We start from the raw sequence: 14,901 nt of genomic DNA on the forward strand, positions 1-14,901 counted from the left end.
CAGTTGTTAACAACGCTGAAACGCTTGCTGTCCGGAGCTCAGGGGCAAAATCACTTCCGGCAGTGTAATAAAAAAAGCTCCGCGGGTGAATCCACGCGGAGCTTAAAAGTTGAAAATTGTGCCACTAGCTGTGTTAGATCATGTTACCGGTAAAATAACACTTTCGAGCTAGAGGATTATCTTACTCAAATTCGTTCCAGGAGCGGCCATCGCGGGTGATCATCGCCACCGACGCGACAGGTCCCCATGTACCCGCCTGATACGGTTTTGGCGCATCCTGATCGGCAGCCCAGGCTTCGGTGATGGAGTCGACCCATTTCCACGCCTCTTCCACCTCATCGCGGCGCACAAAGAGCGCCTGGATACCGCGCATGGTTTCCAGCAGCAGACGCTCGTAAGCATCGGCCAGGTGCGTCTGATTGAAGGTTTCGGAGTAGCTCAGATCCAGCTTGGTGGTCTGCAGGTTGTGTTTATGATCCAGCCCCGGCACTTTGTTCAGGATCTGGATATCCACCCCTTCGTCCGGCTGCAGACGAATGGTCAGTTTGTTCTGCGGCAGTTCCTGCCAGGACTCTTTGAACAGGTTCAGTTCCGGGTTTTTGAAGTAAACAACCACTTCGGAACATTTGGCCGGCAGACGTTTACCGGTGCGCAGGTAGAACGGAACGCCCGCCCAACGCCAGTCGTCGATATCCACGCGGATCGCCACGAACGTCTCGGTGTTGCTGGACTTGTTCGCGCCCTCTTCTTCCAGGTAGCCCGGCACTTTTTTGCCTTGCGCAAACCCGGCGGTGTACTGGCCGCGGACGGTCTTCTCACGCACGTTGGAGCGGTCGATGCGGCGCAGTGACTTCAGCACTTTCACTTTTGCGTCACGGATGCTGTCAGCCGTCAGGTCAGACGGTGGAGACATGGCAATCATGCACAGAATTTGCAGCAGGTGGTTCTGGATCATGTCGCGCATCTGACCGGCCTGGTCAAAGTAACCCCAGCGACCTTCAATCCCGACCTCTTCCGCCACGGTGATTTCCACGTGGTCGATAGTGCGGTTGTCCCAGTTATTCACAAACAGGGAGTTAGCGAAACGCAGCGCCAGCAGGTTCAGTACCGTCTCTTTACCGAGATAGTGGTCGATACGGTAGACCTGGCACTCTTCAAAGAACTCGCCCACCTGGTCGTTGATTTCACGGGAGGTTGCCAGCGACGTCCCTAGCGGCTTCTCCATCACGACGCGCGCCGGTTTGGCGTTCAGTTTGGCTTCGCCCAGACCTTTGCAGATGGCGCCGAAGGTGCTTGGCGGCATGGCGAAATAGTTAATGGTGACACGGTTTTTCTGATCCAGCATCGCGCCTAAGCGGGTAAACGCGCTGACGTCATTGACGTCCAGGTTGCAGAAATCGAGGCGTCCACTCAGGGTATCCCACAAACTTTCATCAATTTTTTCTTTCATGAAAGTTTCGAGCGCCTCGCGGACGACTTTGGTATAAGCGTCCTTGTCCCAGTCAGCGCGCCCGACACCCAGGATACGGGTATCCGGATGAATTTGGCCCGCTTTCTCCAGTTGATACAGGGAAGGCAGCAATTTTCGGCGTGCAAGATCGCCTTTCGCGCCGAAAATGACCAGGTCACATGCCTGGGCTGTTTGCGTTACCGCCATGTCATTCTCCTCAGTTGGATCACCTGGTACTTCTGCCAGGTATCGTTGTAATTTTATTACAATGCACTGTACTGCTTTTACGTCATTCCCGAAACCATTAGCGCTTATCGTCGCGTGCGATAACGCGATTTTCCCCCCTTTGGAGGATTACGACGGCGCAATGACGCAACAACCGTCGTTTCTTTGCGCAACAGGGTCACAGCAAAACCCGACACCGATCAAGTAATGAAAAAAAACAACAACATTATCTTGTCGATTGTTACCCTTAATGGAAGCCACAAGGGTAATATCGGCTAAATCGAATCACGATTTCATCAATTTATGAAATCGTTTACACCCATGAGCGTCCTGTTAACATGAACATGCTGGAAAAAATCCAGTTTCAACTGGAACACCTTAGCAAATCCGAGCGAAAAGTGGCCGAGGTCATTCTCGCCTCCCCCGCTCAGGCGATTCATTCAAGCATCGCCGCTCTGGCACAGGAAGCGGGTGTTAGCGAACCGACGGTCAATCGCTTTTGCCGCAGCCTCGAAACGCGCGGCTTTCCTGATTTTAAACTGCATCTGGCACAAAGTCTGGCTAACGGCACCCCATATGTTAATCGTAATGTGGATGAAGACGACAGCGTTGATGCCTATACCGCGAAAATTTTTGAATCGGCTATGGCTTCGCTTGACCACGTGCGCCAGTCTCTGGACATGAGTTCCGTGAATCGCGCGGTGGATTTGCTCACCCAGGCCAAGCGGATTGCGTTCTTTGGTCTCGGGTCGTCGGCAGCCGTGGCGCATGACGCCATGAACAAATTTTTCCGCTTTAACGTCCCGGTTATTTATTCCGATGACATTGTGCTGCAACGCATGAGCTGTATGAATTGCAGTGAAGATGACGTCGTGGTACTGATTTCGCATACCGGCCGCACCAAGAGTCAGGTAGAGCTGGCGCAGCTGGCCCGTGAAAACGATGCCATGGTGATTGCCCTCACCACGGCAGGCACGCCGCTGGCCCGTGAGGCGACGCTGGCGATCACCCTCGACGTGCCGGAAGACACCGACATTTATATGCCGATGGTTTCCCGTCTGGCGCAGCTCACCGTGATTGACGTGCTGGCAACCGGTTTTACCTTACGCCGGGGCGCAAAATTCCGGGATAACTTGAAGCGGGTCAAGGAAGCGCTGAAGGAATCGCGTTTTGATAAAGAATTGCTTATAAAGAGCGATGTTCCCTGATAGTTGATAACGAAGACGTAACCAATAATTACGATGTAACGATTTACGGCATTCGGTCCCCTCTCCGCTGCCTTGCAGCAGATGAAGGCCGATTCAATGTTCACGCAACACCAAAGTTGTTTCAGTCAACGGAGTATTACATGTCCAGAAGGCTTCGCAGAACCAAGATCGTAACCACCTTAGGCCCGGCTACCGATCGCGATAATAATCTTGAGAAAATTATCGCCGCCGGCGCCAACGTGGTGCGCATGAACTTCTCTCACGGTACGCCAGAAGACCATAAGTTACGTGCCGATAAAGTGCGTGAAATCGCAGCCAAACTGGGCCGCCACGTTGCTATCCTCGGCGATTTGCAGGGTCCAAAAATCCGCGTATCAACCTTTAAAGAGGGTAAAGTTTTCCTCAATATCGGCGACAAATTCCTGCTTGATGCCAACCTGGGCAAAGGCGAAGGCGATAAAGAGAAAGTCGGTATCGACTATAAAGGCCTGCCGGCTGACGTGGTACCTGGCGATATCCTGCTGCTCGACGACGGTCGCGTACAGCTGAAGGTGCTGGAAGTTCAGGGCATGAAAGTGTTCACCGAAGTCACCGTCGGCGGCCCGCTCTCCAACAATAAAGGCATCAACAAACTGGGTGGCGGCCTCTCTGCTGAAGCGCTTACCGATAAAGACAAAGCGGACATCGTGACGGCTGCGCTGATCGGCGTTGACTATCTGGCGGTCTCCTTCCCGCGCTGCGGCGAAGATCTGAACTATGCGCGTCGCCTGGCACGGGATGCAGGCTGCGATGCTAAAATCGTCGCGAAAGTTGAACGCGCCGAAGCCGTTTGCGATCAGGATGCCATGGACGACGTGATCCTCGCCTCTGACGTGGTGATGGTTGCGCGCGGTGACCTGGGCGTGGAAATCGGCGATCCTGAGCTGGTCGGTATCCAGAAAGCGCTCATTCGTCGCGCACGTCAGCTGAACCGCGCGGTGATCACCGCCACGCAGATGATGGAATCGATGATCACCAACCCAATGCCAACCCGTGCAGAAGTTATGGACGTGGCTAACGCCGTGCTGGACGGCACCGATGCGGTGATGCTCTCTGCGGAAACCGCTGCGGGCCAGTATCCGGCAGAAACCGTGGCCGCCATGGCGCGCGTCTGCCTGGGCGCTGAAAAGATCCCAAGCATCAACGTCTCTAAACACCGTCTGGACGTGCAGTTCGACAACGTGGAAGAAGCGATTGCGATGTCTGCGATGTACGCGGCAAACCACCTGAAGGGCGTTACCGCGATCATCACCATGACCGAATCTGGCCGCACCGCGCTGATGACCTCTCGTATCAGCTCTGGCCTGCCGATCTTCGCCATGTCCCGTCACGAACGCACCCTGAACCTGACGGCGCTGTACCGCGGCGTGACGCCGGTTCACTTCGACAGCACCAGTGACGGCGTAGCTGCGGCACACGATGCCGTAAACCTACTGCGCGACAAAGGCTATCTGGTGTCCGGTGATATCGTCATTGTGACCCAGGGCGACGTGATGAGCACCATCGGCTCAACAAACACCACGCGCGTCATGACCGTCGAGTAATAACGCCTATGTTAAAAAGCCCTCTCCAGATGGAGAGGGCTTTTTTTATTTCTTCGGATAAAGATCTTTGCGTTTATAGGGCTCTGTTTCACCTGGCTTACGCGTTTTAAGCAGCTTCAGGATCCACGTGTACTGTTCGGCATGCGGCCCCACCAGGATTTCCACCTCTTCGTTCATTCGACGCGCGATCGTGTGGTCGTCCGCGGTCAGCAGATCGTCCATCGGCGGACGAACCTCAATACTCAGGCGATGCGTTTTACCGTCATACACCGGAAACAGCGGGATCACGCGGGCACGACAGACTTTCATCAGGCGACCGATCGCGGGAAGCGTTGCTTTGTAGGTCGCAAAGAAATCGACAAACTCGCTGTGTTCAGGGCCGTGGTCCTGATCCGGCAGATAGTAGCCCCAGTAACCCTGACGCACCGACTGAATGAAGGGCTTAATGCCATCGTTACGCGCGTGCAAACGTCCGCCAAAACGACGACGCACCGTATTCCAGACAAAATCGTAGATTTTATTTCCCTGGTTATGGAACATCGCCGCCATTTTCTGGCCCTGAGACGCCATCAGCATCGCCGGAATATCAACGCCCCAGCCGTGGGGGACAAGGAAAATGACTTTCTCGTCGTTGCGGCGCATCTCCTCGATGATGTCCAGCCCTTTCCAGTCAACGCGATCGACGATTTTATCCGGCCCTTTCAGCGCCAGTTCAGCCATCATCGCCATGGCCTGCGGCGCGGTGGTGTACATCTCATCAATGATTGCCTCGCGCTCGGCGTCGCTTTTCTCAGGAAAACAGTAATAGAGGTTGATCTGCGCGCGACGGCGGGCGCTCTTGCCTAAACGCCCGGCCAGACGGCCAATTTTCCCCAAAACGGGATCGCGAACGGAAGCAGGCAGTAACGCCATCCCCGCAAAGGCGTAGACACCAAGCCAAGCGCCCCAGTTGCGCGGATGGCGGAAGGATTTTTCAAACTCAGGAATGTATTCAATATTGTTTTTTTTGGTTTCCATGCTGGATCCAGGGTCTGATGACGCAAAATTTTATTCAGATAGTGTAGCGAGGCAGTCGTCCACGCACAAAAGAAAAAGCCGGCGTCAGTGTGCGCCGGCTTTTTTAACAAAAACAGAGGGCTTAGTTTAAGCTCAGCTGCGGTATCACCTCTTTCACCTGCGCCAGATAATCAGTACGATCTTTACCTGTCAGGCCTTCGGTGCGCGGCAGTTTCGCCGTCAGCGGGTTCACTGCCTGTTGGTTGATCCACACTTCATAGTGCAGGTGCGGGCCGGTAGAGCGTCCGGTATTGCCGGAGATCGCGATACGGTCACCACGCTTCACCTTCTGGCCCGGCTTCACCAGCAGCTTACGCAGGTGCATGTAGCGGGTCGTATAAGTGCGGCCATGACGTACCGCGACATAATATCCGGCGGCACCGCTACGCTTGGCCACCACCACTTCACCATCCCCTACCGCCAGTACCGGCGTGCCCTGCGGCATGGCGAAGTCAACGCCACGGTGCGGCGCGACGCGCCCGGTTACCGGGTTCAGACGACGCGGGTTAAAGTTCGAGGAGACGCGGAACTGTTTTGCCGTCGGGAAGCGCAGGAAGCCTTTCGCAAGGCCCGTACCGCTGCGGTCGTAGAACTTACCGTCTTCGGCGCGGATCGCGTAGTAATCTTTGCCTTCGGAGCGCAGACGTACGCCCAGCAGCTGGCTTTGCTCGCGCTTGCCGTCCAGCATTTCGCGGGACATCAGGACGCAGAACTCATCGCCCTTCTTCAGCTTGCGGAAATCCATCTGCCACTGCATGGCTTTGATCACCGAGCTGATTTCAGCGCTGGTCAGGCCCGCATCGCGCGCGCTGGAGACAAAGCTCGCGCCCACGGTGCCTTTCAGAACACTATTAACCCAGTCACCCTTCTGCAGTTCGCTGGTCATCTTGAAACCGTTTGCAGTGCGATCGTAGGTGCGGGTTTCGCGGCGGGACATTTCCCAGGTCAGACGCTGGAGATCGCCATCCGCCGTTAGTGTCCAGGAGAGCTGTTGTCCGATTTTCAGGTTACGAAGATCTTTATCCGCAGCCGCCAGCTGGCTGATATTACCCATGTCGATGCCGTACTGGTTCAGCACGCTGCTCAGCGTGTCCCCGGTAGAGACAACATATTCGTGGATACCCGCTTCGTTCTCGGTTTTATCGTCCAGCTCATCCTGCGGGATGGCTTCATCTTCCTGAGCCGCCTGGTCAATAGGCTCACTGGCTTCAGGCAGCAAAGAACGGATTTCGCTCTTTTCAAGCTCAATGGTTTTGATGATAGGGGCAGAACTCGGGTGGTAAACATAGGGCCGCCAGACGGCGACCGCTAAGGTGAGAACTGTAAGCGACCCCAGCATAACGCGGTGGGGTCGAGGCAGATTGTTAAATGCCAGGGCGACAGAGCGGGCTATCTGTTGCACGTATTCACTTCCTCGTTATTCTCCTTTCAGGCAGCTCGCATACTGGTTCGCCAGTTGGCTGAGGAACTGCGAATAGCTCGCTTTGCTCAACTGGATATTCGTACCTAGCGGGTCAAGGGTTCCCATGCGCACGGATGTTCCCCTGGCCACGGCTTCTACGACCGCTGGCCTGAACTGTGGCTCAGCAAAAACGCATGTCGCTTTTTGCTCAACCAACTGTGTTCTGATTTCATGTAAACGCTGCGCACCAGGCTGAATTTCAGGGTTGACGGTGAAGTGGCCCAGCGGGGTCAAACCGTAATGTTTTTCGTAATAGCCGTAGGCGTCATGAAAAACGAAATACCCTTTTCCTTTCAACGGTGCGAGCTCATTACCTACCTGCTTATCGGTTGCGGCTAATTGTGCCTCAAAATCCTTCAGGTTGGCGTCTAGTTTGGCTCGACTTTGCGGCATAAGTTCCACTAATTTGTCGTGGATTGCAACCGCTGAAAGCCGCGCTATCTCTGGGGATAACCAAAGATGCATGTTGTACTCGCCGTGATGGTGATCTTCATCACCTTTTTCACCGTCTGCAGCATGATGGTCATGTTCGTCTCCGTCGTCATCCGCCCCTTTCATGAGTAACGGTTTCACGCCGGGGAGGTCGGCAATCGCGACCTGTTTTTCACCCGCCACCTGTTTTGCTGACTTCTGCATGAACGCTTCCATTTCAGGACCAATCCAGACAACTAAGTCCGCGTTTTGTAAGCGTTTTACATCTGACGGGCGCAGGGAATAGTCATGCTCAGAAGCACCATCAGGGAGCAGAACCTGGGTCTCCGTTACGCCGTCGGCAATGGCGGACGCGATGAATCCAAGTGGCTTAAGCGAAGCGACAACCGCAGCGTTAACATCTTGTGCGGTTGTCCCCCAAAGGGCAGCAGATAATGCTGCGAAAAGAAGCGTATTTTTATGTAACATAATGCGACTAATCATCGTAGTGAATGCGTGGAATGTGATATTATAACATTCGTTGACTTCTTCAAGCTTAAAATGACATGACGACATTGGTTTCTCTTGAAAATATTTCGGTCTCATTTGGCCAGCGCCGCGTCCTCTCTGACGTGTCGCTCGATCTGAAGCCCGGCAAAATTCTGACGCTGCTCGGCCCCAATGGCGCAGGCAAATCCACCCTGGTGCGCGTGGTGCTGGGTCTGGTCGCACCCGATGAAGGCGTGATTAAGCGCGAGGAAAAATTGCGTATTGGCTATGTGCCGCAAAAACTACACCTCGACGCCACGCTGCCGCTGACGGTCAGCCGTTTCCTGCGTCTGCGCCCCGGCACTCGTAAAGCCGATATTCTTCCGGCGCTGAAACGCGTGCAGGCGGGCCATCTTGTCGATGCGCCGCTGCAAAAACTGTCCGGCGGTGAAACTCAGCGTGTTTTACTTGCCCGCGCGCTGCTGAGCAGCCCGCAGCTGCTGGTACTGGATGAACCGACTCAGGGTGTGGATGTGAATGGTCAGGTTGCGCTTTATGATTTGATCGACCAGCTGCGCCGGGAGCTTGATTGCGCCGTGCTGATGGTGTCTCACGATCTCCATCTGGTGATGGCAAAAACCGACGAAGTGCTGTGTCTCAACCACCATATCTGCTGCTCCGGTACGCCTGAAGTGGTGTCAATGCACCCGGAATTTATCTCCATGTTCGGCCCACGCGGCGCTGAACAGCTGGGTATTTACCGCCATCATCATAATCATCGCCATGATTTGCAGGGACGAATCGTACTGCGTCGGGGAAATGGACACTCATGATTGAACTGTTACTGCCCGGCTGGCTGGCCGGGATTATGCTTGCCTGCGCCGCGGGTCCGCTCGGCTCGTTTGTTGTCTGGCGCAGAATGTCCTATTTTGGCGATACCCTGGCGCATGCGTCCCTGCTGGGCGTTGCCTTTGGTCTGCTGCTGGATGTAAACCCCTTCTACGCGGTGATTGTGGTCACACTGCTGCTGGCGGCCGGTCTGGTCTGGCTGGAGAAGCGCCCTCACCTCGCTATTGATACGCTGCTTGGTATTATGGCGCACAGTGCCCTGTCGCTGGGCCTGGTGGTGGTCAGCCTGATGTCGAACATCCGCGTGGATCTGATGGCCTACCTCTTCGGTGACCTGCTGGCCGTGACGCCGGAGGATCTCATCGCTATCGCCATAGGCGTCGTGGTGGTACTCGCTATTCTGCTCTGGCAGTGGCGGAATTTACTGGCAATGACCGTCAGTCCGGATCTGGCGTTTGTCGACGGCGTGAAGCTGCAGCGCGTTAAGCTGCTGCTGATGCTGGTGACAGCGCTAACGATTGGTGTCGCAATGAAGTTTGTCGGCGCGCTGATTATTACGTCGCTGCTGATCATCCCTGCGGCTACGGCGCGTCGTTTTGCCCGTACGCCGGAGCAGATGGCCGGCGTGGCCGTGATTATCGGAATGATTGCGGTAACGGGGGGGTTAACCTTCTCGGCGTTCTACGACACGCCTGCGGGGCCGTCTGTGGTGCTTAGTGCAGCGGTGCTGTTTATCCTCAGTATGATGAAGAAGACAGCGAATTAACATGGAGGGCGCTGATGCCCTCACTCTGCCCCTCTCCCACCGGGAGAGGGAATTAAGGATTACGGCATCGCGGGCGGCGTAATGCCGAAATGATTCCACGCCCGCACCGTTGCCATACGTCCACGCGGGGTGCGCTGCAGGAAACCCTGCTGGATCAGATACGGCTCCAGCACATCTTCAATCGTCTCACGCTCTTCCCCAATAGCCGCAGCCAGGTTATCCAACCCGACCGGGCCGCCAAAGAACTTATCCAGCACCGCCAGCAGCAGTTTACGGTCCATATAGTCAAAGCCTTCGGCATCGACGTTAAGCATATCCAGCGCCTGGGCAGCGATCTCGGCGGAAATCGAGCCATCGTGCTTCACCTCGGCAAAGTCACGCACGCGGCGCAGCAGGCGGTTGGCGATACGCGGCGTACCGCGGGAACGCTTCGCCACTTCAAACGCGCCCTCTTCGCTCATTTCGAGCCCCATATAGCGGGCGCTACGGCCAACGATGTGCTGGAGGTCCGCCACCTGGTAAAACTCAAGACGCTGCACGATGCCGAAACGATCGCGCAGCGGAGAGGTCAACGACCCGGCGCGGGTGGTGGCGCCAATCAGGGTAAACGGCGGCAGATCGATTTTGATGGAGCGCGCGGCCGGGCCTTCACCGATCATGATATCCAGCTGGTAATCTTCCATCGCCGGATAGAGCACTTCCTCCACCACCGGCGACAGGCGGTGGATCTCATCGATAAACAGCACGTCATGCGGTTCGAGGTTGGTCAGCATCGCCGCGAGATCGCCCGCCTTCTCCAGCACGGGGCCGGATGTGGTGCGCAGGTTGACGCCCATTTCATTGGCGACGATATTCGCCAGCGTGGTTTTCCCTAAACCGGGAGGGCCAAAAATCAGCAGGTGATCGAGCGCATCGCCGCGCAGCTTTGCCGCCTGGATGAAAATCTCCATCTGGGAACGAACCTGCGGCTGGCCGATATACTCATCAAGCAGCTTAGGGCGAATCGCGCGATCCACCACGTCATCTGCCTGAATAGTGCCTGCCGACACCAGGCGGTCTGCTTCAATCATCCTTTACCTCACAATGCAGCGCGCAGCGCTTCACGAATCAGGGTTTCACTGCTGGCGTCCGGTTTGGCAATTTTGCTCACCATGCGGCTGGCCTCCTGAGGTTTATAGCCCAGCGCCACCAGCGCGGCAACCGCTTCCTGCTCGGCGTCATCATCCGTCGCAGGGCCGCCAGGAGAGGTCAGTACCAAATCAGCTGCCGGAGTGAACAGATCGCCATGCAGACCTTTAAAGCGGTCTTTCATCTCGACAATCAGGCGCTCGGCGGTTTTCTTACCGATGCCCGGAAGCTTAATCAGCGCCGCAGGATCTTCGCGCTCAACGGCATTCACAAACTGTGGTGCCGACATGCCGGACAAAATCGCCAGCGCCAGCTTCGGACCGACGCCGTTGGTTTTAATCAGCTCACGGAACAGGGTCCGTTCCTGCTTGTTATTGAAGCCATAGAGCAGCTGGGCATCTTCACGCACCACAAACTGGGTAAAGACAATCGCCTCTTTGCCCGCGTCCGGCAGCTCGTAGAAGCAGGTCATCGGCATATGGACTTCATAGCCCACGCCACCCACTTCCAGCAGCACTAACGGGGGTTGTTTTTCAATGATGATGCCTCTGAGTCTGCCTATCACGTGACGCTCCTGCGTTCTGGGAGAAATTAACTGCCGACATAATAAAAAAAGGCTGGATGTTTATCCAGCCTGATTTCTGATTATCGTAACCTGCCTCGCGCCAGATTGAGCCGCGACTCGCTCATTTGCATCGCATTCTGGCTGACGTGACAGTGGGTAATCGCAATCGCCAGCGCATCGGCAGCGTCGGCCTGCGGGTTCGCGGGAAGCTTCAGCAAGGTACGCACCATATGCTGCACCTGGCTTTTTTCCGCGCTCCCAATACCCACCACCGTCTGCTTAACCTGACGTGCCGCGTATTCGAATACCGGCAAATCCTGGTTCACGGCAGCGACGATGGCGACCCCGCGCGCCTGACCGAGCTTTAGCGCCGAATCGGCGTTTTTCGCCATAAAGACCTGCTCGATGGCGAAGTAGTCCGGCTGAAACTGGGTGATGATCTCCGACACGCCCGCATAAATGAGCTTCAGGCGCGAAGGAAGATCGTCCACTTTGGTGCGAATACAGCCGCTGCCCAGGTAGGTTAACTGGCGTCCCACCTGACGGATAACGCCATAACCGGTGACGCGTGAGCCTGGGTCAATCCCGAGAATAATCGACATCACGCGTCTCCTGTAACGGATTTATACGCTCTCATTAGAGAGTCGCTGCAACCTCATCAGAGATTTCACCGTTGTGGTACACTTCCTGCACGTCGTCGCAGTCTTCGAGCATGTCGATCAGACGCAGCAGTTTCGGTGCCGTTTCCGCATCCATGTCCGCTTTGGTGGACGGGATCATGGACACTTCAGCGTTGTCCGCTTTCAGGCCAGCCGCTTCCAGCGCGTCGCGCACGGCACCCATCTCTTCCCACGCGGTATAAACGTCGATAGCGCCGTCATCGAAGGTCACTACGTCTTCCGCACCGGCTTCCAGCGCCGCTTCCATGATCGCATCTTCGTCGCCTTTCTCGAAGGAGATGACGCCTTTTTTGCTGAACAGGTACGCAACGGAACCGTCAGTGCCCAGGTTGCCACCGGTTTTGGTGAACGCGTGGCGCACTTCTGCAACGGTACGATTACGGTTGTCGGACAGACATTCAACCATCACCGCCGTACCGCCAGGGCCGTAACCTTCATAAATGATGGTTTCCATGTTCGCGTCTTCGTCACCGCCCACGCCACGTGCGATTGCACGGTTCAGGGTGTCACGCGTCATGTTGTTTGACAGCGCTTTATCTACCGCCGCGCGCAGACGCGGGTTAGAAGCCGGGTCGCCGCCGCCCAGACGCGCTGCTGTCACCAGCTCACGAATGATTTTGGTAAAGATCTTACCGCGCTTGGCATCCTGTGCCGCTTTGCGGTGTTTGGTGTTGGCCCACTTACTATGACCTGCCATAAAAATATCCTCAAAGAGCGCGCCTTTTCAGGCAGCGTTAATTACAAATTCTTCAATCGCCTGCCGGTTGCTCCACGACTTGGTCAGTGCGGCGGCATCCGCCGCATTCACCCAGCGGTAGGTCAGGTGTTCGGTAAACACGATCTCCCGTTCATGGGGGAGCGCGAGACAGAACCACGACTCCGTATTGCGCTCGGTACCCGGCGCGTAGCGATGACGTAAATGGCTAAAAATTTCGAACTCCACCGTGCGCTGACAGTCCTTCAGGGTCAGTTGCTCGCGGACAACGTCAATGGCGACCTCTTCCTTTACTTCACGCGCGGCGGCCTGCGGCGCGGTCTCCCCCTCTTCCAGACTGCCGGTAACCGACTGCCAGAATTCAGGGTCATCGCGCCGCTGCAACATCAGCACCCGCTTCGTGTCTTCTGCATAAATGACCACCAGGACCGAAACGGGGAGCTTATATGTCATATCAGTTTTTCTCTTCCTTCTTCACCACCTCAATGCCCAGCTCAGCCAGTGCGGCCGGGTTGGCAAAGCTTGGCGCTTCGGTCATCAGACACGCTGCGGCAGTGGTTTTCGGGAAGGCAATAACATCACGAATGTTATCGGTGCCGGTCAGCAGCATGGTCAGTCGGTCAAGACCGAAGGCCAGACCCGCGTGCGGCGGCGTACCGTATTTCAGGGCGTCCAGCAGGAAGCCAAACTTCTCGCGCTGCTCCTGCTCGTTGATGCCCAGGATGCCGAACACGGTCTGCTGCATTTCACCGCTGTGAATACGCACGGAACCTCCGCCCACTTCGTAGCCGTTGATGACCATGTCATAAGCGTTGGCGACCGCATCTTCCGGTGCCGCTTTCAGCTCTGCCGCCGTCATCTCTTTCGGGGAGGTGAACGGGTGGTGCATTGCGGTCAGGCCGCCTTCACCGTCGTCTTCAAACATTGGGAAGTCGATAACCCACAGCGGCGCCCATTTGTTTTCGTCGGTCAGGCTCAGGTCTTTGCCGAGCTTCAGACGCAGCGCGCCCATCGCATCCGCCACGACTTTCTTGTTGTCTGCGCCGAAGAAGATCATGTCGCCGTCCTGCGCGCCGGTGCGCTCAAGGATCGCTTCCACGATGTCCGCGTTCAGGAATTTCGCTACCGGGCTGGTGATGCCTTCCAGACCTTTCGCACGCTCGGTCACTTTAATATAGGCCAGACCTTTCGCGCCGTAGATCTTGATGAAGTTGCCGTAGTCGTCGATCTGCTTGCGGCTCAGTGCCGCACCGCCCGGTACGCGCAGCGCTACTACGCGGCCTTTGGCGTCGTTAGCCGGGCCCGCGAAGACCGCGAATTCCACGTCTTTAACCAGATCAGCCACATCCACCAGCTCCATCGGGTTACGCAGGTCGGGTTTGTCGGAGCCGTAACGACGCTCGGCCTCAGCGAAGGTCATGATAGGGAAATCGCCCAGCTCAACGCCTTTCACGTCGTTCCACAGGCTACGCACCAGGGCTTCCATCACTTCACGCACCTGCTCGGCGGTCATGAAGGAGGTTTCCACATCGATCTGGGTAAATTCTGGCTGGCGGTCAGCGCGCAGGTCTTCGTCGCGGAAGCATTTAACGATCTGATAGTAGCGATCGAAGCCGGACATCATCAGCAGCTGTTTGAACAGCTGTGGGGACTGCGGCAGCGCGTAGAATTTGCCTTTATGAACGCGGGATGGGACCAGGTAATCGCGCGCGCCTTCCGGCGTGGCTTTGGTCAGCATCGGGGTTTCGATATCGAGGAAACCGTGGTCATCCATAAAGCGACGCACCAGGCTAGTGATTTTCGCACGGGTTTTCAGGCGCTGAGCCATTTCCGGACGACGCAGATCCAGGTAGCGGTATTTCAGACGCGCTTCTTCAGTGTTGACGTGGTTGGAGTCCAGCGGCAGCGCTTCCGCACGGTTAATGATCGTCAGATCGGACGCCAGCACTTCAATGGCACCCGTCGCCATGTCGGCGTTGACGTTTTTCTCGTCACGCGCGCGCACGGTGCCGGTAACCTGAATGCAGAACTCATTACGCAGCTCAGAGGCCAGCTTCAACGCATCTGCGCGATCCGGATCGAAGAACACCTGAACGATACCTTCGCGGTCGCGCATATCGATAAAGATAAGGCTACCAAGATCACGACGACGATTGACCCAACCACACAGGGTTACCTGCTGTCCGACGTGGGACTGACGCAGCTGCCCGCAATATTCTGTACGCATGAGATATCCCTTAATTAGCCGCAGGCTAAATGTCGCCTGGTATGCAGGCTACTATGTCGCAGCTTTCTGTATGTCACAACTGGATGA

14 protein-coding genes are annotated in these 14,901 nt (G+C 56.1%); 4 read left to right on the forward strand and 10 right to left on the reverse strand.

Features of this window, described 5'->3' with window-relative positions:
* Positions 1–181: 181 nt before the first annotated feature.
* Complete coding sequence (gene zwf / locus F0320_RS13100; RefSeq protein WP_023312228.1) at positions 182–1,657, reverse strand: glucose-6-phosphate dehydrogenase; 1,476 nt, start codon at positions 1,655–1,657, stop codon at positions 182–184.
* A gap of 356 nt (positions 1,658–2,013) precedes the next feature.
* Here zwf and F0320_RS13105 point away from each other — a divergent pair, with 356 nt between their 5' ends.
* Entirely contained in the window at positions 2,014–2,883 is an 870-nt protein-coding gene (locus F0320_RS13105; protein WP_023312229.1) for a MurR/RpiR family transcriptional regulator, read from the forward strand.
* A 140-nt stretch (positions 2,884–3,023) separates the two neighbouring features.
* Complete coding sequence (gene pyk, locus F0320_RS13110; protein ID WP_039263653.1) at positions 3,024–4,466, forward strand: pyruvate kinase; 1,443 nt, start codon at positions 3,024–3,026, stop codon at positions 4,464–4,466.
* Positions 4,467–4,511: 45 nt separating this feature from the next.
* Here the strand turns inward: pyk and lpxM are convergent, their stop codons facing one another.
* The 3 genes from lpxM to znuA form a co-directional block, all read right to left on the reverse strand.
* Positions 4,512–5,483: a lauroyl-Kdo(2)-lipid IV(A) myristoyltransferase gene (gene lpxM / locus F0320_RS13115; protein ID WP_126330149.1), complete on the reverse strand. Its 972-nt coding sequence runs from the start codon at positions 5,481–5,483 to the stop codon at positions 4,512–4,514.
* A gap of 121 nt (positions 5,484–5,604) precedes the next feature.
* On the reverse strand, positions 5,605–6,924 hold the full coding sequence (gene mepM / locus F0320_RS13120) for a murein DD-endopeptidase MepM (protein WP_126330151.1): 1,320 nt from the start codon (positions 6,922–6,924) through the stop codon (positions 5,605–5,607).
* Positions 6,925–6,939: 15 nt separating this feature from the next.
* A complete protein-coding gene (gene znuA, locus F0320_RS13125; RefSeq protein WP_126330301.1) occupies positions 6,940–7,884 on the reverse strand; it encodes a zinc ABC transporter substrate-binding protein ZnuA in 945 nt (314 codons plus the stop codon).
* A gap of 77 nt (positions 7,885–7,961) precedes the next feature.
* Between znuA and znuC the strand changes: the two genes are divergently transcribed.
* Both znuC and znuB read left to right on the forward strand, forming a co-directional pair.
* Complete coding sequence (gene znuC, locus F0320_RS13130; protein ID WP_023312233.1) at positions 7,962–8,717, forward strand: zinc ABC transporter ATP-binding protein ZnuC; 756 nt, start codon at positions 7,962–7,964, stop codon at positions 8,715–8,717.
* The gene (znuB, locus tag F0320_RS13135) at positions 8,714–9,499 is read left to right on the forward strand and encodes a zinc ABC transporter permease subunit ZnuB (protein ID WP_126330153.1); all 786 of its coding nucleotides are present in this window, start codon (positions 8,714–8,716) and stop codon (positions 9,497–9,499) included. Before znuC ends, znuB begins: the two co-directional genes overlap by 4 nt.
* A gap of 59 nt (positions 9,500–9,558) precedes the next feature.
* Here znuB and ruvB read toward each other — a convergent pair whose 3' ends face one another.
* The 6 genes from ruvB to aspS form a co-directional block, all read right to left on the reverse strand.
* The gene (gene ruvB, locus F0320_RS13140; protein WP_023312235.1) at positions 9,559–10,569 is read right to left on the reverse strand and encodes a Holliday junction branch migration DNA helicase RuvB; all 1,011 of its coding nucleotides are present in this window, start codon (positions 10,567–10,569) and stop codon (positions 9,559–9,561) included.
* Positions 10,570–10,577: 8 nt separating this feature from the next.
* The gene (gene ruvA / locus F0320_RS13145; protein WP_023312236.1) at positions 10,578–11,192 is read right to left on the reverse strand and encodes a Holliday junction branch migration protein RuvA; all 615 of its coding nucleotides are present in this window, start codon (positions 11,190–11,192) and stop codon (positions 10,578–10,580) included.
* An 80-nt stretch (positions 11,193–11,272) separates the two neighbouring features.
* Entirely contained in the window at positions 11,273–11,794 is a 522-nt protein-coding gene (gene ruvC / locus F0320_RS13150) for a crossover junction endodeoxyribonuclease RuvC (protein WP_003859749.1), read from the reverse strand.
* 34 nt (positions 11,795–11,828) lie between these two features.
* Entirely contained in the window at positions 11,829–12,569 is a 741-nt protein-coding gene (locus F0320_RS13155) for a YebC/PmpR family DNA-binding transcriptional regulator (protein ID WP_008500447.1), read from the reverse strand.
* A 27-nt stretch (positions 12,570–12,596) separates the two neighbouring features.
* Positions 12,597–13,040, reverse strand: coding sequence for a dihydroneopterin triphosphate diphosphatase (nudB, locus tag F0320_RS13160; RefSeq protein ID WP_047652324.1), 444 nt, complete (start codon positions 13,038–13,040; stop codon positions 12,597–12,599).
* A 1-nt stretch (position 13,041) separates the two neighbouring features.
* Positions 13,042–14,814: an aspartate--tRNA ligase gene (aspS, locus tag F0320_RS13165; RefSeq protein ID WP_126330155.1), complete on the reverse strand. Its 1,773-nt coding sequence runs from the start codon at positions 14,812–14,814 to the stop codon at positions 13,042–13,044.
* Positions 14,815–14,901: the final 87 nt, after the last annotated feature.

Source organism: Enterobacter dykesii, from assembly GCF_008364625.2.
In the GTDB taxonomy this organism is placed as follows: domain Bacteria; phylum Pseudomonadota; class Gammaproteobacteria; order Enterobacterales; family Enterobacteriaceae; genus Enterobacter; species Enterobacter dykesii.

Coding starts and splice junctions, on each gene's coding strand:
- zwf (WP_023312228.1), bottom strand. CDS start 1,657: ATGGCGGTAACGCAAACAGCCCAGGCATGTGACCTGGTCATTTTCGGC.
- F0320_RS13105 (WP_023312229.1), top strand. CDS start 2,014: ATGAACATGCTGGAAAAAATCCAGTTTCAACTGGAACACCTTAGCAAA.
- pyk (WP_039263653.1), top strand. CDS start 3,024: ATGTCCAGAAGGCTTCGCAGAACCAAGATCGTAACCACCTTAGGCCCG.
- lpxM (WP_126330149.1), bottom strand. CDS start 5,483: ATGGAAACCAAAAAAAACAATATTGAATACATTCCTGAGTTTGAAAAA.
- znuA (WP_126330301.1), bottom strand. CDS start 7,884: ATGTTACATAAAAATACGCTTCTTTTCGCAGCATTATCTGCTGCCCTT.
- znuC (WP_023312233.1), top strand. CDS start 7,962: ATGACGACATTGGTTTCTCTTGAAAATATTTCGGTCTCATTTGGCCAG.
- znuB (WP_126330153.1), top strand. CDS start 8,714: ATGATTGAACTGTTACTGCCCGGCTGGCTGGCCGGGATTATGCTTGCC.
- ruvB (WP_023312235.1), bottom strand. CDS start 10,569: ATGATTGAAGCAGACCGCCTGGTGTCGGCAGGCACTATTCAGGCAGAT.
- ruvC (WP_003859749.1), bottom strand. CDS start 11,794: ATGTCGATTATTCTCGGGATTGACCCAGGCTCACGCGTCACCGGTTAT.
- F0320_RS13155 (WP_008500447.1), bottom strand. CDS start 12,569: ATGGCAGGTCATAGTAAGTGGGCCAACACCAAACACCGCAAAGCGGCA.
- nudB (WP_047652324.1), bottom strand. CDS start 13,040: ATGACATATAAGCTCCCCGTTTCGGTCCTGGTGGTCATTTATGCAGAA.
- aspS (WP_126330155.1), bottom strand. CDS start 14,814: ATGCGTACAGAATATTGCGGGCAGCTGCGTCAGTCCCACGTCGGACAG.